The 24,441-nt window shown below is 60.8% G+C and carries 20 protein-coding genes; 12 read left to right on the top strand and 8 right to left on the bottom strand.

Annotated elements, in window-relative coordinates:
* Positions 1–115: 115 nt before the first annotated feature.
* From ACP90_RS27270 to ACP90_RS27250, 5 genes are all read left to right on the top strand, one after another.
* Positions 116–1,162 (top strand): spermidine/putrescine ABC transporter substrate-binding protein, encoded by a 1,047-nt coding sequence (locus ACP90_RS27270; RefSeq protein ID WP_031268765.1) that lies wholly within the window; start codon positions 116–118, stop codon positions 1,160–1,162.
* A gap of 78 nt (positions 1,163–1,240) precedes the next feature.
* Positions 1,241–2,320 (top strand): polyamine ABC transporter ATP-binding protein, encoded by a 1,080-nt coding sequence (potA, locus tag ACP90_RS27265; protein WP_208993414.1) that lies wholly within the window; start codon positions 1,241–1,243, stop codon positions 2,318–2,320.
* Positions 2,321–2,356: 36 nt separating this feature from the next.
* The gene (locus ACP90_RS27260; protein WP_062491196.1) at positions 2,357–3,292 is read left to right on the top strand and encodes an ABC transporter permease; all 936 of its coding nucleotides are present in this window, start codon (positions 2,357–2,359) and stop codon (positions 3,290–3,292) included.
* A complete protein-coding gene (locus tag ACP90_RS27255) occupies positions 3,289–4,119 on the top strand; it encodes an ABC transporter permease (protein WP_062491194.1) in 831 nt (276 codons plus the stop codon). Before ACP90_RS27260 ends, ACP90_RS27255 begins: the two co-directional genes overlap by 4 nt.
* Positions 4,116–5,228 (top strand): P1 family peptidase, encoded by a 1,113-nt coding sequence (locus ACP90_RS27250; protein WP_062491192.1) that lies wholly within the window; start codon positions 4,116–4,118, stop codon positions 5,226–5,228. Before ACP90_RS27255 ends, ACP90_RS27250 begins: the two co-directional genes overlap by 4 nt.
* A 52-nt stretch (positions 5,229–5,280) precedes the next feature.
* On the opposite strand, the gene ACP90_RS27245 is transcribed toward ACP90_RS27250, so the two are convergent.
* The 7 genes from ACP90_RS27245 to ACP90_RS27215 are packed head-to-tail and all read right to left on the bottom strand — an operon-like array spanning position 5,281 to position 13,312.
* Positions 5,281–7,068, bottom strand: coding sequence for a gamma-glutamyltransferase family protein (locus ACP90_RS27245; protein ID WP_062491190.1), 1,788 nt, complete (start codon positions 7,066–7,068; stop codon positions 5,281–5,283).
* 29 nt (positions 7,069–7,097) lie between these two features.
* Positions 7,098–7,967: an ABC transporter permease gene (locus tag ACP90_RS27240; protein WP_062492053.1), complete on the bottom strand. Its 870-nt coding sequence runs from the start codon at positions 7,965–7,967 to the stop codon at positions 7,098–7,100.
* Between the two features lie 5 nt (positions 7,968–7,972).
* Positions 7,973–8,920 (bottom strand): ABC transporter permease, encoded by a 948-nt coding sequence (locus ACP90_RS27235; protein ID WP_062491188.1) that lies wholly within the window; start codon positions 8,918–8,920, stop codon positions 7,973–7,975.
* A gap of 59 nt (positions 8,921–8,979) precedes the next feature.
* The gene (locus tag ACP90_RS27230; RefSeq protein WP_022999323.1) at positions 8,980–10,485 is read right to left on the bottom strand and encodes an ABC transporter substrate-binding protein; all 1,506 of its coding nucleotides are present in this window, start codon (positions 10,483–10,485) and stop codon (positions 8,980–8,982) included.
* A gap of 28 nt (positions 10,486–10,513) precedes the next feature.
* Positions 10,514–11,614: a dipeptide ABC transporter ATP-binding protein gene (locus tag ACP90_RS27225; protein ID WP_062491186.1), complete on the bottom strand. Its 1,101-nt coding sequence runs from the start codon at positions 11,612–11,614 to the stop codon at positions 10,514–10,516.
* Positions 11,611–12,606: an ABC transporter ATP-binding protein gene (locus ACP90_RS27220; protein WP_062491184.1), complete on the bottom strand. Its 996-nt coding sequence runs from the start codon at positions 12,604–12,606 to the stop codon at positions 11,611–11,613. The genes ACP90_RS27225 and ACP90_RS27220 overlap by 4 nt, the downstream gene beginning before the upstream one ends.
* Entirely contained in the window at positions 12,596–13,312 is a 717-nt protein-coding gene (locus tag ACP90_RS27215; RefSeq protein WP_022999320.1) for an FCD domain-containing protein, read from the bottom strand. The genes ACP90_RS27220 and ACP90_RS27215 overlap by 11 nt, the downstream gene beginning before the upstream one ends.
* Positions 13,313–13,994: 682 nt before the next feature.
* Here ACP90_RS27215 and ACP90_RS27210 point away from each other — a divergent pair.
* From ACP90_RS27210 to ACP90_RS27180, 7 genes are all read left to right on the top strand, one after another.
* Entirely contained in the window at positions 13,995–15,209 is a 1,215-nt protein-coding gene (locus ACP90_RS27210; RefSeq protein WP_062491182.1) for a transporter substrate-binding domain-containing protein, read from the top strand.
* Positions 15,206–15,808 carry an ANTAR domain-containing protein gene (locus tag ACP90_RS27205; protein ID WP_022999317.1) on the top strand — a complete coding sequence of 201 codons (603 nt, stop codon included), beginning with the start codon at positions 15,206–15,208 and terminating at the stop codon, positions 15,806–15,808. Before ACP90_RS27210 ends, ACP90_RS27205 begins: the two co-directional genes overlap by 4 nt.
* A 4-nt stretch (positions 15,809–15,812) precedes the next feature.
* Positions 15,813–16,700, top strand: coding sequence for an ABC transporter permease (locus tag ACP90_RS27200; RefSeq protein WP_088665254.1), 888 nt, complete (start codon positions 15,813–15,815; stop codon positions 16,698–16,700).
* Positions 16,701–16,702: 2 nt separating this feature from the next.
* Positions 16,703–17,623: an ABC transporter permease gene (locus ACP90_RS27195; protein WP_062491177.1), complete on the top strand. Its 921-nt coding sequence runs from the start codon at positions 16,703–16,705 to the stop codon at positions 17,621–17,623.
* 71 nt (positions 17,624–17,694) lie between these two features.
* On the top strand, positions 17,695–19,323 hold the full coding sequence (locus ACP90_RS27190) for an ABC transporter substrate-binding protein (protein WP_022999314.1): 1,629 nt from the start codon (positions 17,695–17,697) through the stop codon (positions 19,321–19,323).
* Positions 19,313–20,263 (top strand): acetamidase/formamidase family protein, encoded by a 951-nt coding sequence (locus ACP90_RS27185; protein ID WP_022999313.1) that lies wholly within the window; start codon positions 19,313–19,315, stop codon positions 20,261–20,263. Before ACP90_RS27190 ends, ACP90_RS27185 begins: the two co-directional genes overlap by 11 nt.
* A 66-nt stretch (positions 20,264–20,329) precedes the next feature.
* A complete protein-coding gene (locus ACP90_RS27180; protein WP_062491175.1) occupies positions 20,330–22,111 on the top strand; it encodes an ABC transporter ATP-binding protein in 1,782 nt (593 codons plus the stop codon).
* A gap of 72 nt (positions 22,112–22,183) precedes the next feature.
* Here the strand turns inward: ACP90_RS27180 and ACP90_RS27175 are convergent, their stop codons facing one another.
* On the bottom strand, positions 22,184–24,403 hold the full coding sequence (locus tag ACP90_RS27175; RefSeq protein WP_158514227.1) for an adenylate/guanylate cyclase domain-containing protein: 2,220 nt from the start codon (positions 24,401–24,403) through the stop codon (positions 22,184–22,186).
* Positions 24,404–24,441: the final 38 nt, after the last annotated feature.

The following is a 24,441-nucleotide window of genomic DNA, read 5'->3' as shown; positions in this document are numbered from 1 at the left end:
TTCAGCTCCCAAAATGACAGAAAAATAACATTTGACAGAAATGTCATAATTCAATCTCCTTTTGGACGCAAGCCCGTTCACCTCCCAGAAACGTGGCAGCAAACCAGAGGGTTCCATGACTAACAACACGCTGAAGAGAGTTGCCAAGGCAACACTTGGGGCAGCGGCACTGGTGGCTGTTGCCAGTGCTGCGCAGGCCGAGGAAGAACTGAATCTCTACAACTGGGGCGACTACATAAACCCGCAGGTTCTGACCAGGTTTACCGAGGAGACGGGGATCAAGGTCAACCTGGACACCTATGGCTCCAACGAGGAAATGCTTGCGAAGATCCAGGCCGGCGCCACCGGTTACGATATCGTGTTCCCGTCGGTGCATATGCACGACATCATGTTCCAGCTTGGTTTGCTGGAAAAGACCGGCATCGGCAGCGATCCGGCTTTCAAGAACATCGACCCGCAGTTCATCCGCGCGAAGACAGATCCGGACGCGGAATACTGTCTGCCGTATGCCTGGGGCACTGTCGGCATCGCCTACAACAAGCAGAAAGTGGCCGAAATGACCGGCTGGGAGGATTTCTTCGCCCTGGCTGACAAGGGCGAGAAGATCATCCTTCTCGACGATCTGCGCGAGACCATCGGCATCGGTCACATCATGAACGGCACGTCGGTCAATTCCACCGATGAAGCCGAGATCAAGGCCGCGGCAGATTACATTCTGGAGCGCAAGAAGAACGTCACCGCCTTTACCTACGACAGCATTCCGCTGGTCCAGTCCGGCGATGTGGCGGCTGCACACTGGTATGTCGGCGCGAACATTTTCGTGCAGCAGGCTCCGGATGTGCTCGCCTACGTCATCCCGGAGGAAGGCGCGACCATGTACCAGGAGGATATCTGCGTCCTTGCCAGCGCACCGAACAAGGACAACGCAAAGAAGTTCCTGCAATTCTATCTTCAGCCGGAAATTTCCGCGCTGAACGTACAGCAGCAGCTGAATGGCACTCCGAACCTGCCGGCCCGGGAGCTCCTGCCGCCGGAAATTGCCAACAACGAAAGCATCTACCCGCCTCAGGACGTGATGGAAAAGCTGCAGATCTTCGTGGACCTCGGCCGCGACCTTCAGCTTTACAACAGTGAATGGACGCGCATCAAAACGGCACAATGAGTGCGGATGCGGATGACCGTCACATTCAGACTGCGCGGCCACGGGCCGCGCATGTCGCCTGACGTTCCGAGGGGTAGAATGCAAGGAATTTTGAGGATCGAAAGCGCCTCCAAGAGCTTTCAGGCTCCGGAAGGTGGCGTCATCCGGGCACTGGACAACGTGTCCCTGACAGTGGCTCACAACGAGTTTCTGACGCTGCTTGGCCCGTCGGGCTGCGGCAAGACCACCTTGCTGAGGGCGGTCAGCGGGTTTGAGGATCTCGACGGTGGCGAGATCTACATAGACGGCCAACCGGTATCGGATCAGCCGGCACACAAACGACCGGTCAACACCGTCTTTCAAAGATATGCCCTGTTCCCGCACCTGTCGGTGCAACGGAACGTTGCCTACAGCCTCGAGGTTAGAGGCGTCGCGAAAGCGGAAATCAGACATCGTGTCGGCAGCATGCTCGAGCTTGTCGGCCTTGCCGGAATGGGCGCGCGCAAGATCGGCCAGCTTTCCGGTGGACAGCAACAGCGGGTGGCCCTTGCCCGTTCGCTTGTGGCGCGGCCAAAAATTCTTCTGCTGGATGAACCTCTGTCGGCACTCGACAAGAACCTGCGCCACAAGATGCAGCAGGAGCTGAAGACCCTGCAGCACGAACTTGGCATCTCGTTCATCTTCGTCACCCACGATCAGGAAGAAGCGCTGGTTATGTCGGACCGGATCGCGGTGCTGAACGGCGGCACCATCCAGCAACTGGATGCGCCTGAAGAGCTTTATCGCCGCCCCGGGAACGAGTTCGTCGCCCGCTTCATCGGTGAAAGCAATCTTCTGGATGCCACGGTGGTGTCTGTCGAAGGCGAAAGCTGCGACGTCGCACTGGCCGACAGCACCGTCATCCGCGATTGTCCGGTGAACGGCCTGAAGCGGGGCGATGCGGCAAAGGTGCTGATCCGGCCGGAAAACCTTTTAGCGGACCTGGGGCAAAGCGGTTCTGGCGAGCGGGCGGGACACGAAATCTCGGGCACCGTCAGCGAGAGCTTTTTTCGCCGGTACCGACTATCATCTTGTTCTGGTGTGCCAGGGGTTGCCGCCGGTCAGGGCATCGCTTCGGGCGGGACCTGGCACGTCGCATCACACCATCGGCGAACAGACCTCGCTGTTCGTGCCGCATGATGCCGTGCACCTCATTCCGGGAAATGGAGTTCCGGCATGAGCAGGGGGCACAACACACTGGAAAACAGGAGAAAGCTGACGCTGTTTGGCCTCTTGCTGCCACCGTCCATCTTTCTCGCGGTCTTCTTCCTCGGGCCGCTCACCATCATGATCGTCTATTCCTGGCTCACACCGGGTCTTTATGGCGGCGTTGAATGGAAATTCTTTCACCTGAACTACGGCCGCATCCTGGGCTGGGCCGACACCAAGTACGAGCGCTTCGATCCGGTCTATATCGAGATCTTTCTGCGGTCGGTGAAACTGGCGGCAACCACTGTTTTGCTCAGCCTCATCCTCTGTTACCCGGTCGCTTTCTGGGTGTCGCGGATGTCGGACAGGATGAAAAACCTGGTCATCTTCCTGATCACGCTGCCTTTCTTCATCAGCCTGATCGTGCGTCTGTTCGCATGGGTCCTGATCCTGAGGCCGACCGGTTTCTTCAACCAGGCGCTGATGGGCCTCGGACTGATCGATCAGCCGCTGGAAATCATCTTCACAGGCACGGCGGTGGTTATCGGCATGGTCTATGTGTTCGTGCCGTTCATGTTCCTGCCGCTCTATGCCAGCATCGAAAAGCTGGACCACAGCCTGATCGAAGCCTCGCAGGACCTGGGTGCCAACCGACTACAGACATTTTTTCGCGTGATCCTGCCAATGACCCTGCCGGGCATCGTCGGTGGCTCGATCATCGTCTTCATCCCGAGCCTCGGCAATTTCATTGTGCCGTCGCTTCTGGGCGGGGCAAAGGTAGTCATGATCGGCAATCTGATCGAGCAGCAATTCCTGTCGGCGCGCAACTGGCCCTTCGGAGCGGCGCTCGGAATGATGGTGATGGCCGCTGTCCTGGTCCTGCTTCTCTACTACATCCGCATTGTTACCCGTGAAGAGCGGCGCTCCGGCGGATCGAAGGTGGCAGAGGAGGTCGCGGCATGAGGCGCAAGATTTCCTGGCGAAACCTGTTCCTGTCGGTCTACGGATGGCTGTTTCTGGTCTTCATCTACGTGCCGATCCTGTTGATCACGGTGTTCTCGTTCAACTCCAACCCGGTCAACATGATGATCTGGCAGGGGTTTACCTTCGACTGGTACCGCACGATCTTCGGCTTCCCGACGGAGCTGAACGAGCTGACGCTTTATGTGGAATCAACCGATCAGCTCTATAACGCGGTCCTGAACAGCCTGACGGTAGCCCTTGTCACGACGACGGTGTCGACGGTGCTCGGAACGTCGGTTGCGCTGGCGGTTGCCCGCTTCAGGTTCCGCCTCAAGAATTTCTACCGGGCCCTTCTGTTCATGCCGATGATCATGCCCGACATCATCCTCGGCATCGCACTGTTGATCTTCTTCGTGTCCTTCGGCTTCGGTCTTGGCCTGCACACGATCATCATCGGTCACTGCACGTTCCTCAGCAGTTACGTGTTCATCGTGGTCAGCGCCCGCATCGCGGATATGGACGACAGCCTGGAAGAGGCATCGGCGGATCTGGGGGCCGATGGCTGGACGACATTCCGGCGGGTGACCCTGCCGTTGATCGCACCGGGCGTCATCGGCGGTGCGATGCTCGCCTTCATCATCTCGATGGATGATCTGGTGATCACCTATTTCATCTCCGGCGTCGATTCCACGACCCTGCCTGTTCACATCTACGGGATGCTGCGCAGGGGCATCAAACCGGAAATCAATGCAATTGCCACGGTCATGCTGGTGTTTTCGTTCATCATCGCATCCGTTGGCCTCTACATGCGGTCCCGCAAGAAATGACGCAGAAACATTACTCCAAACGTGCCCGCGACCTGGGACTTCCCATGCCGGGCACTCCGGGTCCGCAAAACGCGATTACCGATGTCGAAGGTGTGCTTGTTGGCTATGAAACGCTTTCCTCAAGGCTGACACCTGCGCTCGCGAGCAACGGCCTTCCCGTGCAGACCGGCGTCACGGCAGTTCTGCCCCGGGGGCGGACATCGACACCGCGTCCGGTGTGGGCGGGGCTGCATGCGCTCAACGGCAATGGTGAAATGACCGGCAGTCACTGGGTCAAGGACGCGGGTTATTTCACCGGCCCGATCCTGATCACCAATACGCACAGCGTAGGCGCTGCGCACGAGGCCGCTGTACGCTGGATGGTCGATACCTATCGCGATGCCTGGGAGAACAACCACCTTTGGGCGATGCCGGTTGTCGCGGAAACATATGACGGTGTCCTGAACGACATCAATGGCCTGCATGTGCGGCCGGAACACGCGGCAAAAGCCCTCGAAAACGCGACATCCAATCCACCTGCCGAAGGCAATGTCGGCGGTGGTGCGGGCATGATCTGTTACGAGTTCAAGGGAGGAACGGGCACCGCCTCACGGCGTATCGAAGCAGGTGGCAAGCCCCACACGGTCGGGGTTCTTGTGCAGGCGAACCACGGTCTTCGGCCATGGTTCAAGGTGCTGGGACAGTCCGTCGGGGAAAAGATGATGGAAGACCGGTTGCCTGGCTTCAAGGCGGAGCGTGGCTCGATCATCGTGATCATCGCAACGGATCTGCCGCTGCTGCCTTCCCAGCTCGACCGTCTGGCCCGCCGCGCGACCATCGGCATTGGCCGGGGCGGAACGCCGGGCGGCAACAGCTCCGGCGACATTTTCCTTGCTTTCAGCACGGCCAACGAAATGGATCTGCCGCAGCTCAGCGGGCCGTGGAAATCCATGGTGTCGCTGAACGACGATCTGCTCGATCCGGTCTACATGGCTGCGGTGGAGGCAATCGAGGAAGCTGTCCTCAACGCCATGCTGGCGGCCGAAGACACGCCAACCGCAAGGCCCGCAGGTGCGGTTTGCCGGGCGATCGACGCCGAAGCCCTCAGGGAGCTCTTCGCACGGGTTTGAAAGCCCCGCCGGCGCCGATAGGTGCAAGAGATCGGCGGGGCTGTGGTGCCGTCTATCGACCGATCGCGTAGGCCTGCATCAGGCGCGGGGTCGCCGCTGCTTTCAGGACGCCGTCAGCGCTGCGCTTGGCGGCGGTCAGCCGGCCGATGGTCCAGTTGCCGGAAACTTCCACCGAATGCCCGCGGGCTCGCAGCAGATTGATTGTCTCGGGGCTGAAATTGCCTTCCGCCATCACGTGCCCCGGCTGGCGTTGGCGCGGGTGGAACGACGTCGGGAAATGGGTCGTGTGGAACAGCGGCAGGTCGATGGCTTCCTGCAGGTTGAGGCCGTGATGCACCAGCCGCAGGAACAGGGAAAGCTGCCACTGGTCCTGCTGGTCGCCGCCTGGTGTGCCGAACACCATCGCCGGCCGCCCTTCATGGAAGGCAAGGCTCGGGGTCAGCGTGGTGCGCGGGCGTTTGCCGGGCGCCAGGCTGGTCGGCAGGCCGTCTTCCAGCCAGAACATTTGCGCGCGGGAATTCAGGCAGAAGCCGAGCGCGGGAATGATCGGAGAGGATTGCAGCCAGCCGCCGGACGGGGTCGCGGCAACCATGTTGCCCCAGCGGTCGATGATGTCTAGATGAACCGTGTCGCCCCGCCGCTCGGAAAGATGCGCCATCGTCGGCTCGTAAAGACCCGTGTTGGCAATGCCTGCGCGCTCGATCACGGCCATGTTGGCAGCGACCTGATCCTCAAAGCCGGGCAGAACGCCGGGGCGCAGGTCGAAGGACGCGGTGTCGGAAATCAGTTTGCGCCGCGCATCGTTGTAGTCGTCCGACAGCAGCGTGCTCATCGGAACGTCAACAAAAGCGGGATCGCCGTAATAGACCTCGCGGTCCGCATAGGCGAGCTTCATGGCTTCGGTCACATGGTGGACGAAGTCGGCACCAGCCGGGTCCATAGCGCCGATATCGAAGCCTTTCAGAAGCGCCAGCGCCTGCAGGAGCACAGGCCCCTGTCCCCATGGGCCGGTCTTGGCGACGGTCCAGTCGTGATAGTCGCTCAGGAGCGGATCTTCGTAAGTCGCGCTCCAGGTCGCCAGATCGTCGGCGGTCAGCACACCCTTGTGCTTGGTGCCCGAGCCGTCCATCACCTCGGCGGTTTCCAGGAAGGCCGCTATCTCCTCGGCAATGAAGCCGCGGTAGAAACAGTCCCGTGCCGCGTCGATCTGATTCTCGCGGCCGGATTGGCTTTCCGCTTCGCTCAAGAGCCGGGTCCAGGTCTGGGCCAGAACCGGGTTTTTGAACATCTCGCCGGCTTCCGGAACGTTTCCGCCAGGTACCCAGGTCTCGAAGGACGTCGGCCATTCTGTCTGGAAGAAGTCCTTCAGCCCGCCGATGGTTGCCGCTGCACCCGGCAACATGGGCTGGCCGTTTTCAGCGTAATAGATCGCAGGCTCCAGCACATCGCGCAGGCTCAACGTGCCGTGGTCGCGCAGCATCAGCATCCAGCCGTCGAAGGCACCCGGAATGACAGTCGACAGCAGGCCGTTGCCCGGAATGAGATCCAGCCCTTCCGCCTTGTAATGGTCGATGGTGGCTCCCGCCGGGGCAGGTCCCTGGCCGCAAACGACCTTGGTTTCGCCGGTTCCGGCCTTGTGGAAGATCACCGGCAAATCGCCGGCAGGGCCGTTCAGATGCGGCTCCAGAACCTGCAGCACAAGCCCGGTCGCAACGGCGGCGTCAAAGGCATTGCCGCCTTTTTCCAGGATGCTCATGCCGATGGCGCTTGCGATCCAGTGGGTGGAAGTGACGACACCGAAGGTGCCGGTGATTTCGGGGCGGGTGGTAAAAGTCGGCATGAGTTACTCTTTGGGTTTTAAAAAACGGGTCAGCTTTCGCGCGGGTCGAGAGCGTCGCGCAGGCCATCGCCAAGCAGGTTGAAACCGAGAACGACCAGGAAGATCGCCGCGCCCGGCCACCAGGCCATCCAGGGCGCCTGGGTCATGAAGTTCTTGGCAACGTTCAGCATGGAACCCCAGCTCGGTGCAGGAGGTTGCTGGCCGAGGCCGAGGAAGGAAAGACTCGCTTCGGCAATGATCGCGGTGGCGACTGTCAGGGTCGCCTGAACCAGAACCGGAGCAAACACGTTGGGCAGGATGTAGCGGGACATGATGGCGAAATGGCTGAGCCCGATGGCCCGTGCCCCTTCGACATAGTCTTCCGTCTTGACCGACAGCACCTGGCCGCGCGTCAGACGCACGAAGATCGGCATGGCCGACAGGCCGATGGCGATCATGGCGTTGCTGAGGCTCGGTCCCAGGAATGCGGCAAGCGCAATTGCCAGAATGAGAAAGGGCGTTGCCAGAAGCGCATCGGTGACCCGTGAGATCGCCTGGTCGATCCAGCCGCCGAAATAGCCTGACAGAAGACCAAAGGGCACGCCTATCAGCACGGCGATCAGCACGGACACAACGCCCGCCATCAGCGAGGCCTGCGCGCCCCAGATCATGCGCGAGAGAATGTCCCGGCCGATCTCGTCGGTGCCGAGCCAGTGGGCGGCGGAAGGCGCCTTGCGCACGGCGCTCCAGCTGGTTGCGGCCGGGTCCGCAATGGGCAGCAGCGGCGCGGCAACCGCTATGCCGATGAAAAAGGCGACGATGACGAAACCGAACAGCGCGCTCTTGTTCGCCTTCAGCTTTTTCCAGGCGCGGCTTTCGAGGCGGATGGTTTCCTCGGCCGGATCTGTGGCGGTGGTCACGGCGCTCACAGGCTGCTCCTCATGCGCGGGTTGAGAAGGAAGTAGAGAACATCGGCGATCAGGTTCATCAGTATGAAGCCGGCAGCCGTGCACATGACGATCCCCTGGACGACGGCATAATCGCGAGTGAAGACCGCATCGACGATCAACTTGCCGAAGCCCGGAATGGTGAAGATCTGTTCCGTAAGCACCGCGCCTGCCAGCAATTCGCCGAAGAGCAGGGCACTCAGGGTGACGATGGGCAGAAGCGCGTTGCGGAACGCGTGTTTCAGGATGACCACATTCTCTCGAAGACCCTTGGCACGGGCGGTGCGGACATAGTCGGCCTTCAGGACACCCAGCATGGCCGAGCGGGTGTGCCGCATCAACGTTGCCGCCAGTGCCGTGCCCAGCACGAAGGCTGGCATGATCATGGTCTGGAGTGATTTCAGCGGATCGACGAAGGGCGATTCATAGCCGGAGGCCGGCAGCCAGCCCAGGTGAACGGAGACCAGCATGATCAGCATGATGCCGAGCCAGAAATTCGGGATGGAAAGGCCGGACAGCGCCACGAAATTGGCGATGTAGTCCACGGCGGTTCCCTTGCGCACCGCGGACAGGATGCCGGCCGGAATGCCTATGGCGAAGGCGATGACCATCGCCATCACCGCGAGCTGGATCGTGACCGGCAGCTTGTCGGCGATAAGCTGCGTCACCGGCTGATTGGTCCGCAGCGAAATGCCGAGATCGCCCTGCAGCATGGCCTTCATCCAGGATAAATACTGGTAGAGGATCGGGTCGTTGAGCCGGTATTTCTCGCGGATGAACGCCAGCACTTCAGGATCGCGTTCTTCGCCGGCAAGCACGAGCGCCGGGTCGCCGGGCAGCAGTTTCTGCAGCACGAACACGAAGACCGAGACCAGAATGAGCGTCGGGATGGCGATGAGCAGCCGGCGTACGATGTAGGACAGCATTCAGGCAAAATCCGTTTGGAACGGGACCCGGCAAGAGCCGGGTCCCTTCATGCGTCTGGTTATTTGAACTTGACGTTCTCGAGGCGGATCATGCCGTCAGGATAGGCGGTGAAGCCTTCCAGCTTGCCAGACAGGGCCCAGATCCAGGTCGGGTGGTAGAGATAGACGATCGGCAATTCGTTGATCAGGATATCCCGTGCCGCGTCATACTTGGCCTTGCGCGTGGCGGTGTCATTGCTCTGCCGAGCCTCGTCCAGCAGCTTGTCGACTTCCGGAATGCAGACCTTGGAATCGTTGATCCCGCCCTTGCAGGTCATGAACTGGTGGATGTTGCCATCCGGATCGACACGACCCGACCAGCCCACCTGGCTTGCCTGGTAGTTGCCCGCGGACTGGTCCGCCAGCAGGCTGGCGAATTCCATCGACTTCAGTTTGACGTTGAAACCGGCTTCCGCCGCCATCGACTGCACAACCTGCATCATCTGCGTCTGCACGGGGTTGTTGGCCACCTGCACTTCGACGTCGAGGCTGTCATAACCGGCTTCCTTCAGTAGGGCCTTTGCCTTTTCGACATCCCGTGCCGGAACCGGATAGTCCTTGTCGTACCAGGGGCTGGTCGGCGGGAACGGCTGGTTGCCGGGTGCAAAGGCGCCTTCGAAGACAACCTGGTTGATCGCGTCACGGTCGAGCGAAAGGCTGAAGGCCTGGCGGATCTTCGGGTCGTTGCCGAACGGGTTGTCACCCTTCTCGCCGTTGTTGAGGTTCACCGTGATACCCTGGTAGCCAAGGCTGACGGCTTCCGCGAAGCCGAGGTTGGCATCGCCCTTAACCGAGGCGACGTCAGTTGCAGCAAGGCGTTCCAGCATGTCGATATCGCCGGAGCGCAGGTTGGCGAGACGTACGGTTGTATCGGGGATCGGCAGGAAAGTGACGGTGTCGAAGTTGATGGCATCCTTGTTCCAGTAGCCGTCGAACTTGGACAGAACGATGCGATCCTGCTGGACGCGTTCAACGAACTTGAACGGGCCGGAACAGACCGGGTTATTGCCGAAGTCGGCCCCGGCGGCTTCTGCGGCGGTCGGGGAAACCATCATGCCGGCGCGGTCGGCAAACTGGGCCAGCAGCGTTGCATCCGGCGAGGCGAGGCTGATCTTGACTTGCAGCGGGCCGGAAACTTCCACGCCTTCGATGGACTTGACTTCACTCTTGCGGCGGCTTTCCGGAAGGGTCTTCGAGCGCTCGATGTTGGCTTTCACCGCTTCCGCGTCAAAGGGCGTGCCGTCGTGGAAGGTCACGCCTTCGCGCAGGTCCATGGTCAGAACCTTGCCGTCGTCGGACCAGGTCCAGCCGGTGGCCAGCTGTGGGATGATTTCCAGATCCGGTGTGATGTCCACCAGCTTGTCGCACAGCGAGGTGTAGACGATACGGCCGACAAAGGTCCGGGACTGATCGGGATCCAGCACATCGGCATCGTCCTGCAGGCCGATGCGAAGATCGGCGGCTTGGGCGGCCGTGGCCAGGGTCGTTGCGCTGAGCAGCAGCGCGGCAAGGAAATCCTTACGCATGTTTGTACTCCTCTCGGAAGGGCTCGAATTATGGTCTTGCGGCCGTCGTCGGCTCTTTTTGTTGACTTCGGGTCCGGAACAGCGCGAAGCGCTTTTCCGCATTGGGGCTCCTTGGCGGTTCCTGAACCGGGGGTTGGGTATCGTCTGCAATCTTTTCCCAGTGGTGACAGGCGACGGTTCGATCACCCGCGACATTGGCTGGCACCGGTTTCTCCCGGCTGCAAAGGTCGGTCGCGTGCGGACAACGCGGATGGAAACGGCAGCCTGAAGGCGGGTCCAGCGGCGAGGGCACGTCGCCCAGGAGAGCGGCCTTCATCGACCGGCCATGGGGCGAGGCAATCGGGATCGCGCGCATCAGGGCCTGGGTGTAGGGATGCAAGGGCTTGTCGAAGAGCGCGTCGTTCGGCGCCAACTCGACGATTTCGCCCAGGTACATGACAGCCACCCGGTCGCTCATGTGGCGGATGACCGCCAGATCGTGGGCGATCAGGATCAGCGTCAGGTCGAACTCCGACTTCAGGTCTTCCAGAAGATTGATGACCTGGGCCTGCACCGAAACATCCAGTGCCGAAACGGGTTCATCACCGACGATCACCTTGGGACCGCTGGCGAGCGCCCGGGCAATGCCGATACGCTGGCGCTGACCGCCGGAAAATTCGTGCGGATAGCGGTTGGCAAAGGCTGGACGCAAACCGACCCTGTTCAGAAGCTCGGCGACCTTCTGCCGCCTTTCGGTACGGGTCAGCGCCGTGTGAACCTTCATCGGTTCCTCGATCAGCGCTCCGACGGTCATGCGTGGGTTAAGCGAGGAAAACGGGTCCTGGAACACGAACTGCAGGTCTTTCCGCAATCGGCGCATTTCCTGTTCGGACAGGGCGGAAATGTCGTTGCCGTCGTAAAGAACCGCACCGTCCGACGGTGTCAGCAGGCGGACGAGAAGACGTGCCAGCGTGGATTTCCCGCAGCCGCTTTCTCCAACGATGGAGAAGGTTTCTCCACGTTTGATGGTCAGCGATACACCGTTGACGGCACTGACCGAGGTTGCCGGTTTGAAAAGGCTCTTGCGGCCGCCGAAACGCTTGGTGACGGCGCGCGTCTCGATGATCTTGTCCCGGGTTGGCAGGCTCATCCGGCAGCCTCCGCAAATGCGCTTTCCAAGGGGGCGTAATGACAGGCGGCCCGGTGAGATGGGCCAAGTTCGACAAGTGCCGGCGTTGTTTCGCAGCCGGTTCCGGCAAAGGGGCAGCGCGGCGTGAACCGGCACCCTGACGGCATGTTGTCGATGGCAGGCACCATGCCACCAATGGTTGCCAGCCTGCCGGACCGGGGCCCGACCGACGGCACGGAGCTCATCAGGCCGATGGTGTAGGGGTGCTGCGGATCGTCGAAAATTGCGGCGACCGGGCCTTCCTCCACCGCGCGCCCCGCGTACATCACACAGACGCGGTCGGCGATTTCGGCGACGACGCCCAGATCATGCGTGATCATGATCAGCGCCGTTCCGCTCTCCTTCTGCAGGTCTTCGATCAGGTCGATGATCTGAGCCTGGATGGTTACGTCCAGCGCGGTGGTCGGCTCGTCGGCGATCAGCAGAACCGGGTCGTTGGCAAGTGCCATGGCAATCATGACGCGCTGACGCATACCGCCGGAAAGCTCATGCGGGTAATCGTCCAGCCGGCTGGACGCGGCCGGAATCTTGACCCGCTCCAGCATTTCCAGTGCCCTTGCGCGGGCCTGCAGACGGTTCACCGGGCGATGCCGCAGCACGATTTCCGATATCTGGTCGCCAATCCTGTAAGACGGATTGAGAGAGGTCATCGGCTCCTGGAAGATCATGGAAATACGGTCGCCGCGCAGGTCGGCGAGCGCGCGCTCTGGCAGGGCCAGGAGGTCCTGCCCCGCGAAAGTTGCCGTGCCGGACATGACCCTGGCAACACCTCGGGGCAGCAGGCCCATCAGCGACAAGGCGGTCACCGACTTGCCACAGCCGCTTTCTCCGACGATGCACAGGGTTTCGCCCGGACGGACGGCAAAGGACAGACCATCGACGATGTTTGCCGGGGCACCCTTGAAACGGAGCGAGAGGTCCTGAACCTCAAGAACGGGGGCCTCAGTCGGCATTTGCCGCCTCGCTTGCACTCTGGAAAAGGAGACGCTCCTGCAGCGCCAGCAGGTGGGCGCGCATGGTCTTTTCCGCGGCGATTGGGTCCCGGTTGGCAATGGCTGCGATGATGTCGACATGCTGTGCCCGGTACAGCGTCAGGGCATCGTCGGTTCTCAAGGCTTCGCGCACATGGCGCCAGGCGGTGTCCTGCCGGACCCGGTCCACAACGTCGAAAAGTGCCAGGAACAACGTGTTGCGTGCTGCCCGTGCAATGGCCCGGTGCAGGGCGCTGTCCCAGAGTTCGCGGCTGTCCATGTCCTCGGCCTTGCCGACGCGGTCCGCAAGGTCGCTCATGGCGGCAATATCGGAAGGCGCGGCGCGCAGCGCGGCCAGCCGGGCCAGCACCGGCTCGATCTGCAACCGGACCTCCATGACCTCGAGCATGTTGGAGTTTTCGTGCAGCGACAGGATCTGCTTTTCCGGCTGTGCAGGTTCGCTGCCGATGAAAGTTCCCGCTCCCTGCCTGCGCCAGATCTTGCCTTCGGTTTCAAGCACTTCCAGGGCCCGGCGTACGGCCCTGCGGCCGACACCGATGGTTTCGGACAATTCACGCTCGGTGGGAAGCTGTTCCTCGCCCTCAGCCGTGAGCTGGTCCACGATGATCCGAAGTCGTTCCAAGGCCATGCTGGAGTTGCGCTGCGAAGGTTTGTCGGTGCCGCTCATGCCATACCAATTCGAACCAATTTGAATTGGTCGCATTATTGGCGCGATATTTTTAGCTGTGCAAGTAGTGCATTTTGCCAAGATGTGCCCGATGCGGGTTTCGGACCAGGCTTGAGAGTTCAGGAATTTAAAGGCAAGGCTTCAGTCAAGAATTGTGTAAATAACTGTAAAATATAAAGAAAAACATCAATGAGGCCTGAAGGGGACACCTTTGGGAAAAGGCTTTGCGAAGTGCTTGCCTGAAATTTGTGCTGGGGAACAAATTTTAATCGGTTCCGCTATTTTCGTCAGGTTATCTCCTGAGGCGAAATTTTGTATTGCATCCCCTTCCTCATGGGGTTGATTGTTGCTTGGCTTTAGAGAAAATTTGTCATTCTTTTCAAGAAAAAGAGTGCTTTTTGATGCTCTGGCTCCCGGTTGGCGAAACTCCTGAAATTGGTTCATAGGAAGCCGTTTGTCGCCGTCGTCATTTGTGGCGAAATTTTATGCGTGGCTGATCTTTGAGCTTTGCGGCGATTGACAAGATTTTTTTCTTCGGCGATCCTGATATCGAAATAGCGGCAATCGTTCAGCCGCATGGCAATTGCGCCCCGATCTGTCGCAGGTGACCACCTGCGGGTCGGGGTTTTTTTATGTTCAGCCCCCGCGGTTTGCATCGTTCGGCTGAAGGGCAGGGTAATACATGGCCTTTGGTGAAATACCTGTTGGCGTTCTGTTTTCGAAATCCGGTTCCTATGCCGCGATCGGGCAGGAAGGCTATTGGGGTGCCCGGATCGCCATCGATGAAATCAACGCTTCCGGTCTGTTCGATTTCCGTTTCCTGCGCGTGGATGGTGACCCGAAGGGCTCTGCCGAAAACTACGCCGTGGAAGCGGACAGGATGATGCGGGAGGCCGGCTGCCGGCACATCATCGGCACCCAGACCTCCTCCTCCCGCAAGGAAGTCTTGCCGGTGATGGAGCGTGGCCGCGGGCTGCTCTGGTACACCACGCCCTATGAGGGCTTCGAAAGCCATGATCGTGTGGTCTACACAGGCGCTTGCCCGAACCAGGGCGTGGTTCCGCTTTTCCGCCACATCGTTCCGGAATCCGGCCGCCGGGCTTTCCTTCTCGGATCCAACTACATCTGGGGTTGGGAAACCAACCGCATTGCCCGCGAACTTCTGGCCGGGTGTGACGGCGAAGTTCTGGGCGAGCGTTATGTCGCCATCGGCGACGAGAACATCGACCATCTGATCGTTGAAATCCGCGAAAAACGGCCGGACTTCATCTTCAACAACCTGATAGGCGAAAGCAGCTACGCCTTCCTGCGCGCCATGAAGAGGCTTGCGAAGGAAGATCCCGCCTTTGCGCCGAACCGCTGCCCGATCCTCAGTTGCAATCTGACGGAAGCCGAGCTGCCGATCCTGGGGGCTGCCGCCGAGGGTCTTGTGTCCACCTCGACCTATTTCGAAACGCTGGACACCCCGGAAAACGAGGATTTCCTGAGCCGGCTGGAAGGCTTGCGCGGCCCGGATGCGTCGATTTCATCGATGTTCGTCGGACCCTATGAGGCCGTCTGGCTGCTCGCCCGCGCTATCGAGGCGTGTGGTTCGGATGCGCCGGATCATGTCCTTGCGGAATTGTGTCGCCGGCCGCACCGGACGCCGTTGCGAGACATCCGGATCGATCCGCAAACGCAGCACGCTTACCTGCAGCCGTTGATCGCGGTGGTGGAAACCACCGGGCCCGAGCGCATCCGCTCCCGGTTCCGCATCATCGAAAAGACGTCCGGCCCATTGGCGCCGGATCCCTATCTGGTCCACTATGACCCGCTGGAAAGCAACGCCGGTACATCTGGTGATACACCGGTACCGGACAACGGTAATACGCCGAGACTGAGGCTGGTGTCGTCATGAGCAGCCTGTTCCGCACCCCGAGTTTCCGCGGTTGGTCCGCGACTGTGCTGCACAAGCCGCATTCCGACAGGGATGCCGTCTGCCGCCAGCTCGACCGTCTCGGCATTGCGGTGTCGACCGCCTGGCCGGAACTTCCCGAGGAAGCAAGGCAAGCCGATCTGGTGATCTTCGACGCCGATGCCGGTCATGATGCCCAGTTCCCCTGGCCGGTTGAAGAACACCCAATGCCGATGATCGCGCTGATGGGCAGCGAGGCTCCCGGGCGGGTCGAATGGGCCATCCGGCGCGGTGCCATTGCCCATCTGAGCAAGCCCATCGCCTCCAGCGGTGTCTACGGCGCGCTCGTCGTTGCCACGCGAACCTTTGCCATGCGCCGCGCATCGGAGGAAAGGATCGCGAAACTGGAAGCCCGCCTTGCCTGTCGGCCTCAGGTGGCCGAAGCCATCCTGCTCCTGATGCAGCACCAGGGCAGCGACGCCGATACCGCTTACAAACTTCTTCAGGATATGGCGATGGCGAGCCGGCAAACCATGGAAGACGTTGCGCTTGATCTGCTGGCGCGTTCAGGAGGGCAGAATGCCGGCCGACGTGAAGCCTGAAGCGATGCCAGACACCGTGAAAACCGCCGCACCCGAGATACCGAAAGGCGTCTGGCGTCGCCTCCTGGAAAGGAAACTAGCCGTCTTTGCCCTGGCCCTGGTCGGTGTAATCGTCGGGGCCGCAGTCTTTGCTCCCTTTGTCGCGCCTTTCGACCCGGCGGAACAGTTCTTCGAAGGGCTGACCCTGGAGGGCGCGCCTTTGCCTCCGGGCGAAACCTTCTGGCTGGGCACGGATCTGCTCGGGCGCGATCTCCTGTCACGTCTGATCTACGGCGCGCAGACCTCGCTCATCATCGGGGTTGTCGCCAACGGGATCGCCGTTGCGGTCGGTGCCTTTGTCGGCATCCTCGCCGGTTTTTTCCGTGGCTGGGTGGAAACGGTGCTGATGCGCTTCACCGATCTGATGATGGCCTTCCCGGCGCTGCTGCTTGCCATCACGCTGGCAGCCCTGTTCAGACCATCACTCTGGATCGTTGCCATGGTGATCGCCATGGTCAACTGGGTGCAGATGGCGCGTGTCGTCTATACCGAAACCAGGTCGCTGTCGGAGCGCGAATTCATCCTGGCCGAACGGGCCATGGGCGCAGGCCTTTTCCGGATACTATTCCGCCACATCCTGCCGCATCTTCTGTCAACCATCGTCGTCTTCGGCACGCTGGGCATCTCGACGACAGTGCTGCTGGAGGCAACACTCAGCTATCTTGGCATCGGCGTACAGCCGCCGACCCCTTCCTGGGGCAACATCATCTACGAAAACCAGACCTATTTCACCTCGGCGCCCTGGCTGGTGTTCTTCCCGGGGATCGCCATCATCGCGCTGGCGCTGGGCTTCAATCTTCTGGGCGACGCCCTGCGTGAGGTGCTCGATCCGACACAGAAGGGGAGGCACTGATCATGGGTGGATATATTCTGCGCCGGGTGTTTCAGTCCGCGCTGATCCTCATCGGCATCACCTTCCTGACCTTCGTCCTGCTCTATCTGATCCCGGCCGATCCGGCCCGCCAGATCGCAGGCCGCAGCGCCACCGCGCAGACGGTCGAGAACATTCGCGAGCAGCTTGGTCTTAACCTGCCGTTCTACCAGCAGTACTTCCGCTATCTCACCGGACTGCTGCAGGGCGATCTCGGCCGCTCCTACCTGCAGAAGACGGAAGTGGGCGCGCTCATCTGGTCGCGTCTGCCGGCAACGCTCCTTCTCATGGTCGGCGCCATCGTCTGCGAACTGGCGATCGGACTTACCATGGGGCTCGTCGCAGCCCTGCGCCGGAACACGGCGACAGATACGAGCCTCATGGTCCTTTCCTTCGTCGGGGTTTCCTCGCCCCAGTTCGTGATCGGCATCCTGCTGCTCTACGTCTTTTCGGTGCAGCTCGGCTGGTTCCCCATCGGCGGTTACGGCACCTTCATGCACATGGTGCTGCCGTCGTTGACCCTCGGGTTCCTGGGCGCAGGCTGGTACTCGCGCATGATGCGCTCGTCCATGATCGACGTGCTGCGCCAGGACTTCATCCGCACGGCGCGCGCCAAAGGCCTGAAACGCTGGCAGGTCCTGTTCGGTCACGCCCTTCCCAACGCCTTGCTGCCGATCATCGCCATGATCGGGATCGATATCGGTCTTTTCATGAGCGGCATCGTGGTGGTTGAAAGCGTGTTCGGCTGGCCGGGCATCGGCCAGCTCGCCTGGCAGGCCATCCAGCGGGTCGACATTCCCATCATCATGGGCGTCACGCTCGTGTCCGCATTCGCGATCGTGCTGGGCAATTTCCTTGCCGACCTGATCGCTCCCCTGATTGATCCGAGGATCAAGCTGCGCTGACGCGCGGCAACCGCCGGAAAACCGCCTTCAGAGCGGCCCGGCACATCACCGTAAGAACCGGAGGTTGGACTATGAAGAAGACAGTATTGGCAGGGGCTGCCGCCCTTCTCGCCGCCACCGCCCTGACATCGGCATCCGCTCTGGCGGACGACATCAAGCAGGGCGGATCGATGATCGTCACCTACAAGGACGACGTCTCGACGCTTGATCCGGCAATTGGCTACGACTGGCAGAACTGGTCGATGATCAAGAGCCTGTTCGACGGCCTGATGGACTATGAACCCGGCACCACCAACCTGATGACGGATCTGGCCGAGGACTACACGATTTCCGATGACGGCACGGTCTTCACCTTCAAGCTGCGCGAAGGCGTGAAGTTCCATAACGGTCGCGAGATGACCGCGGAAGACGTCAAATATTCTCTCGACCGTGTCACCAATCCGGCTACCCAGAGCCCGGGTGCCGGTTTCTTCGGCTCCATCAAGGGCTTTGATGCCGTGGCTGCCGGCGATGCCACCAGCCTGGAAGGTGTCACCGTCGTCGATCCCTATACGGTCAAGATCGAGTTGTCCCGTCCGGATGCGACCTTCTTGCACGTGATGGCCATCAACTTCTCGTCCATCGTGCCGAAAGAGGCCGTGGAAGAATTTGGCGCCGACTTCGGCAAGCATCCGGTCGGCACCGGTGCGTTCTCGCTGGAAGAATGGACGCTCGGCCAGCGCTTGGTGTTCAAGCGCAACGAGGACTACTGGCGCGCTGGCGTTCCCAAGCTTGACGAAATCACCTTTGAAGTCGGCCAGGAGCCGGTGGTTGCGCTCCTGCGCCTGCAACGCGGCGAAGCCGATATTCCGGGCGATGGCATTCCCCCGGCGAAGTTCCTGGAAGTGACCAAGGACCCGCAATACAAGGATCTGATCATCGAAGGTGGCCAGCTGCACACCGGCTATGTCACCATGAACGTGAAGATGCCGCCCTTCGACAAGCTGGAGGTGCGCAAGGCCGTCAACATGGCGATCAACAAGGATCGCGTCGTGCGCATCATCAATGGCCGCGCAGTCCCGGCAAACCAGCCGCTGCCGCCCACCATGCCGGGTTATGACAACGAGTACACCGGATATGCCTATGACCCGGAAGCCGCAAAGGCGCTTCTGGCCGAGGCGGGTCTGGCTGACGGGTTCGAAACCGAACTCTATGTCTACAACACCGACCCGAACCCGCGCATTGCCCAGTCCATCCAGGCCGACCTTGCCGAAATCGGCATCAAGGCTGAAATCAAGGCACTGGCCCAGGCCAACGTGATCGCGGCCGGCGGCGAGCCCGACCAGGCGCCGATGATCTGGTCCGGCGGCATGGCCTGGATCGCCGACTTCCCGGATCCGTCCAACTTCTATGGCCCGATCCTGGGCTGTGCCGGCGCGGTCAAGGGCGGGTGGAACTGGTCCTGGTACTGCAACGAGGAGCTGGACAAGCAGGCCACTGCTGCCGACAGTATCACCGACCCGGCGAAGAAGGCCGAGCGTGAGGAAGCCTGGCGCAAGATCTTCATCTCGGTGATGGACGACGCGGCCTGGGCGCCGGTGTTCCACGAGCAGCGTTTCACGATGCGGTCCGAGCGGCTGGGTGGCCCCGATGCCATCTTCGTCGATCCGGTCCACATTCCTGTCAACTACGACTACGTTTGGGCGAAAGATGTGCAGTAACTGCAAGGCCGCTTACACGATCCACGCGGCACAGCACCACTTCGGTTGGGACAACTCCAATGCCCCGGCCGAAACGGTAGCACCGGGCACGGTGCTGGAATTCGAATGTCTCGACAGTTCGGCCGGGCAGCTCACGCCCGAAAGCACTGTCGCGGATGTTTCGACGCTGGATTTCGGCAAGATCAATCCGGTCAATGGCCCCATCTATGTGGATGGGGCCGAGCCGGGCGATGCGCTGGTGGTCAAGATCCACGAGTTCAAACCCTCCGGCTTCGGCTGGACCGCCAACATTCCGGGTTTCGGTTTGCTGGCGGACCAGTTCAAGGATCCGGCCCTGCATATCTGGTCCTATGACAAGGACAAGCTGGGAACCTCGGCGTTTGCCCCGTTTGGCAAGGTGCCGTTGAAGCCGTTTGCCGGTACCATCGGCGTCGCTCCGGCGGAAGCAGGTCTTCATTCCATCGTTCCGCCCCGGCGGGTCGGTGGCAATCTTGATATCCGCGACCTTGCCGCCGGAACAACGCTCTACCTGCCGGTGGAAGTTGCCGGAGCCCTGTTCTCCATCGGCGACACCCACGCGGCGCAGGGCGATGGCGAGGTCTGCGGAACCGCTATCGAAAGCCCGATGAACACGGTGGTCGAGCTGGACCTGATCAAGGGTGCCAATCTCAAGATGCCACGGTTCGAAACCCCGGGCCCGGTGACCCGCCATCTCGACGAGATGGGCTACGAGGTCACTACCGGTATCGGCAGCGATCTCTTCGAAGGCGCCCAGGCAGCCGTTTCCAACATGATCGACCTCCTGTGTGCCCGTCACGGCTACAGCGCGGTCGATGCCTACATGCTGTGTTCGGTCTGCGGCGATCTCCGGATTTCGGAAATCGTGGACATGCCCAACTGGGTGGTCTCGTTCTACTTCCCGAAAGTCGTGCTTCAGTAACGCAGCCGGGCGGCGGTCACCGCCGTCGCCCGTTTTCCAGAGTTCAAGAAAGACCAGGGCGTCCGGATGTCCAGCCAGTCAGACCATGTAGCCGTTGCCGAAGACGTCGTTCTTTCCGTAAGAGATCTGCGCACGGACGTCGCGACGCCTTCCGGCCGCAAGACCGTGGTCAAGGGCCTGTCGTTTGACCTGAAGCGCGGTGAAACCCTTTGTATCGCGGGCGAATCCGGATCCGGAAAGTCGATCACGGCTCTTTCCATCATGGGACTTCTGCCGGAGCCGATGGCCCGGGTCTCCGGTGGTGAGGTGCTGTTTCAGGGCAAGGACCTGATCAAGCTTCCCGAGGACGCCATGCGCCGCATTCGCGGCGGTGACATTGCCATGATATTCCAGGAGCCGATGACCTCGCTCAATCCCGTGCTGACGGTTGGTCGCCAGTTGCGTGAGGCGATCCTGGCGCATCAGGATGTCTCGGGTAGTGAAGCCAACAAGCGCGCACTGGCAATGCTGGAATCGGTGCGTCTGTCGGAGCCGGCACGGCGGCTGAAACAATATCCGCACGAGCTTTCCGGCGGCATGCGCCAGCGGGTGATGATCGCCATGGCGCTGGCCTGCAATCCGAAGGTGCTGATTGCCGATGAGCCGACGACGGCGCTCGACGTGACGATCCAGGCACAGATCCTGCAGCTGATCCGCGATTTGCAGCGCGATTTCGGCACGGCGGTGATCATGATCACCCACGACATGGGCGTCGTTGCCGAAATGGCCGACCGGGTGATCGTCATGAACCACGGCAACATCGTGGAAAGCGGCACGGCGTCAGACGTGTTCGAACGTCCGGCGGACAGTTACACACGGCACCTTCTGGAGGCCGTACCCAAGCTTGGCGCCATGACCGGTGTTGACAGTGCGGCCCGGAAAAAGGACCAGCCCGAAGCACCGGTCCTCGAGGTGGAAGACCTTGTCGTCCGCTTCGACCTGCATGGCGGCCTGCTCAATCGGGTGACATCCCGTGTTCATGCGGTCGAAGGCGTTTCTTTCACGCTGGCACCCGGCGAAACCCTGGGCCTCGTCGGAGAAAGCGGCTGCGGCAAGTCCACCATCGGCAAGGCGCTCATGAACCTGGTGCCCTGGGAAGGGAGCATCCGGGTCGCCGGCCAGCATGTCGGCATCGGCAGCGCACAGGAACAGCAGCGCCGCAGGCGCGACATGCAGATGATCTTTCAGGATCCCTATGCCTCCCTCGACCCACGCATGACCGTCGGCGAAATCGTCGGCGAACCGCTGGTGATCCACGGTCTGGCGCGGGGCAAGGACCTGAAGGACAAGGTGGCATCGCTGTTCGACCGGGTCGGCCTTCCGGCCGATGTGATCACCCGGCATCCCCACGAATTCTCCGGTGGACAGCGCCAGCGCATCTGTATTGCCCGCGCACTGGCGCTTTCGCCCAAGGTCATTGTCGCGGATGAAAGCGTCTCGGCGCTCGATGTTTCGGTGCAGGCCCGTGTTCTGGATCTTCTGCAGGAACTGCAGGAGGATCTCGGCCTCTCGTACCTGTTCATTTCCCACGACATGGCGGTCGTCGAGCAGGTCTCGCATCGGATCGCGGTGATGTATCTCGGCCAGATCGTGGAGATGGGAACACGCCGTCAGGTGTTCGAAAACCCGCAGCACGACTATACCAAGCGACTGTTGAAGGCCGTGCCGATCCCTGATCCCAAGCGCCGGCGCACCGTTTTCGATGTGCCGACGGGCGAAATCCCATCACCGGTACTGCCGCTTGGGCAATCGGTCGAGCGGGTGCGTTACCATGATGTCGGCGACCGGCATCTGGTGGCTGTCGCCTGAAGCCGTAGGAACCGAGCGTGGGGCTGGCGGCGCTTTACCTCGCATGCATCCTGCGAGAATGCACTGCAGGCATTACTCCCCGGCAAGTTCCTCGATGATGGGCGACGGCATGAAACTGTCGTAGAAGGCGCTCAAGTCGACCGGAGCCACCGCGAGGCAGGCGTTCACAAGGCGTTCGATTTCTGCGCGACTGGCGACGCGCGTGCGTTCTTCGATAAGTTCCTTGTGCAGCCTTTCCAATGCCTGCCACTCTTTCGTTCGGGCAAGTGTCTCGTCGCCGACAAGCGCGTAGAGAGTTGCCGGCTGAGCCTTGCCCTTGAGTGTAATCGACCCTGCTTCCAGAAGTGCCATGTCCTTGCACGCGGTGGCAGTTGTCTGCGTCAGCAAAATAGGCCAGCCGACCTGCTTGCAGGCTGTCTCGACTCTGGAAGCAACGTTGACGGCGTCACCGATGACCGAGTAGTTGAACCGCGAACTCGAGCCCATGTTGCCAACGCAACCAGGTCCGCTGTTCAGGCCGATGCCAATGCGGATGTCGCCCAATTTATGGGGTCCGGACTTGAAGCCAAAGGCATCCCGGTCGTTGAGTTCCTTGACGATTTTTATCATGTCCAGCGCAGCATGGGCAGCCTTGACCGGATGATCGGCAACGTCAAGCGGCGCGTTCCAGAACGCCATGATTGAATCGCCAATATATTTGTCGATTGCGCCTTCCCGTCTCTGGATGCATTCCGATAGTGGAGACAGCAGACGGTTCAGGAATGCGACCACCTCTTCGGGAGGCAGTTTCTCGGAAATCGGCGTAAACCCCCTCACGTCCATGAACATCATCGTCATGTCGCGGATTTCGCCTCCGAGACGCAGCGTGTGAGGCTGTTCCTCCAGCTTTCTGAGCAAGTCCGGTGCGAGATAGCGCTGGAACGCCCTTCGGACAAACCGCTTTTCCCGCTCCGCGAAGGCAAACATCAAGATTGTGGTCAGGAGAAAAATAAGCCCGGAAACCAGCATGGGGAAGACCGGATCCAGAAGGAGGCCATAGCTGGAAAAGGCAAACCAGCTTCCGCCGCTAACTGCCGCGCTCAGGACGGCGCCAACGGCAGCTGATGGGATCGCGCCTGTTGACGGCAATATGGCACCGATGATGAGCGTCACGATGAACAACGCCGCGATTTCGGCTCCTGTCGCCCAGTCGGGACGGTTGAGAAACGTATTCGACAGGATCTGATCAATGATCTGATGATGCATGAAAACACCCGGAACGCTCTCGCCGAGAGCCGTGAGCCTGATGTCTCGCAATCCGGCGGCCGACGATCCGAATAGGATGATGTGGCCCTCGATCAGGGGGACCAGCTCCTCGTCGGACAGGTTCAGAAGATCCCGCGCAGAAAGATAGAGAGACGGGTCATTGCGCGAATAATAGATCAGCAGATGGCCATTTGCCGTGACCGGAACCTGGAACTCTCCAACCTTGAATTCTGTCATGGCGAGTGTTCCTGCACTGAACTCGCCGCTCGCTTCCGAAGTTTTGAGAACAAAGGTTTTGTCGCCAAGTGCGACACGAAGCGTCTCAAGTGCCAGGGCCGGATATATTTCACCGTTCGTGCCGGCGATGAACATTGGAACCTGGCGCACCACCCCGTCGGAATCCGCCTGCCCAAGGGAAATCGTACCACTTCCCTCCGCGACAGCCTGATAGGGCGGCAGGCTCATCACGCTGCCTCTGATCGGGTCGAGGAGCGGTGTCGGATCTTCCCCGAGGACGACGTAGGCAGCCTTGGCATCGGGCAGTCCCATTGCCGATCTCGGTTCGTTGAAAAACCCGAGGATCGTTGGCAGCCCGACCATTGACTGAACGAAAACGGCATCATTGTCGGGTATTCCCGAGAGCAGTGGCTTGATCTCGTCGCGTCCGGGCCAACCGCGTTCTTCCAGCTCCCGCAAGAACCCCGCCGGTCCCGTCCGGTCGGGCTCGGAAAACACCATGTCAAAGGCGGCGCAGGCGGCTCCCAGGTTCTGGATACGCTCCAGAAGTTTGGCAATCTGCGTACGCGGCCACGGCCATTGGCCTAGCTGCGCTATCGACTTCTCGTCGATGTCGATGATCCGGATCGGTTGCCCCAAAGCCTCCCTCGGTTTGAAACGCTGATAGGTGTCGAAGGTGATCCAGCGCAGGGACGCTATGAACGGGGGATCGGACAGGCGTAATTCACGGGCGCCGAAAAGGAGGATCAGCGTCAGACCCAGGACGAAAACGTGCCTGTTGCGTAGCAAGTTGAAAAGCGTCTTTCCCACCGGCATGCCCCTGACCGACAGAGCTGTTCGGGAGCCGC

The sequence above is a fragment of the Labrenzia sp. CP4 genome (assembly GCF_001579905.1).
In the GTDB taxonomy this organism is placed as follows: domain Bacteria; phylum Pseudomonadota; class Alphaproteobacteria; order Rhizobiales; family Stappiaceae; genus Roseibium; species Roseibium algicola.
This window is presented reverse-complemented; position numbering and strand designations above follow the sequence as displayed.

Coding starts and splice junctions, on each gene's coding strand:
- ACP90_RS27270 (WP_031268765.1), top strand. CDS start 116: ATGACTAACAACACGCTGAAGAGAGTTGCCAAGGCAACACTTGGGGCA.
- potA (WP_208993414.1), top strand. CDS start 1,241: ATGCAAGGAATTTTGAGGATCGAAAGCGCCTCCAAGAGCTTTCAGGCT.
- ACP90_RS27260 (WP_062491196.1), top strand. CDS start 2,357: ATGAGCAGGGGGCACAACACACTGGAAAACAGGAGAAAGCTGACGCTG.
- ACP90_RS27255 (WP_062491194.1), top strand. CDS start 3,289: ATGAGGCGCAAGATTTCCTGGCGAAACCTGTTCCTGTCGGTCTACGGA.
- ACP90_RS27250 (WP_062491192.1), top strand. CDS start 4,116: ATGACGCAGAAACATTACTCCAAACGTGCCCGCGACCTGGGACTTCCC.
- ACP90_RS27245 (WP_062491190.1), bottom strand. CDS start 7,068: ATGCCGACTTTTACCACCCGCCCCGAAATCACCGGCACCTTCGGTGTC.
- ACP90_RS27235 (WP_062491188.1), bottom strand. CDS start 8,920: ATGCTGTCCTACATCGTACGCCGGCTGCTCATCGCCATCCCGACGCTC.
- ACP90_RS27230 (WP_022999323.1), bottom strand. CDS start 10,485: ATGCGTAAGGATTTCCTTGCCGCGCTGCTGCTCAGCGCAACGACCCTG.
- ACP90_RS27225 (WP_062491186.1), bottom strand. CDS start 11,614: ATGAGCCTGCCAACCCGGGACAAGATCATCGAGACGCGCGCCGTCACC.
- ACP90_RS27220 (WP_062491184.1), bottom strand. CDS start 12,606: ATGCCGACTGAGGCCCCCGTTCTTGAGGTTCAGGACCTCTCGCTCCGT.
- ACP90_RS27215 (WP_022999320.1), bottom strand. CDS start 13,312: ATGAGCGGCACCGACAAACCTTCGCAGCGCAACTCCAGCATGGCCTTG.
- ACP90_RS27210 (WP_062491182.1), top strand. CDS start 13,995: ATGGCCTTTGGTGAAATACCTGTTGGCGTTCTGTTTTCGAAATCCGGT.
- ACP90_RS27205 (WP_022999317.1), top strand. CDS start 15,206: ATGAGCAGCCTGTTCCGCACCCCGAGTTTCCGCGGTTGGTCCGCGACT.
- ACP90_RS27200 (WP_088665254.1), top strand. CDS start 15,813: ATGCCAGACACCGTGAAAACCGCCGCACCCGAGATACCGAAAGGCGTC.
- ACP90_RS27195 (WP_062491177.1), top strand. CDS start 16,703: ATGGGTGGATATATTCTGCGCCGGGTGTTTCAGTCCGCGCTGATCCTC.
- ACP90_RS27190 (WP_022999314.1), top strand. CDS start 17,695: ATGAAGAAGACAGTATTGGCAGGGGCTGCCGCCCTTCTCGCCGCCACC.
- ACP90_RS27185 (WP_022999313.1), top strand. CDS start 19,313: ATGTGCAGTAACTGCAAGGCCGCTTACACGATCCACGCGGCACAGCAC.
- ACP90_RS27180 (WP_062491175.1), top strand. CDS start 20,330: ATGTCCAGCCAGTCAGACCATGTAGCCGTTGCCGAAGACGTCGTTCTT.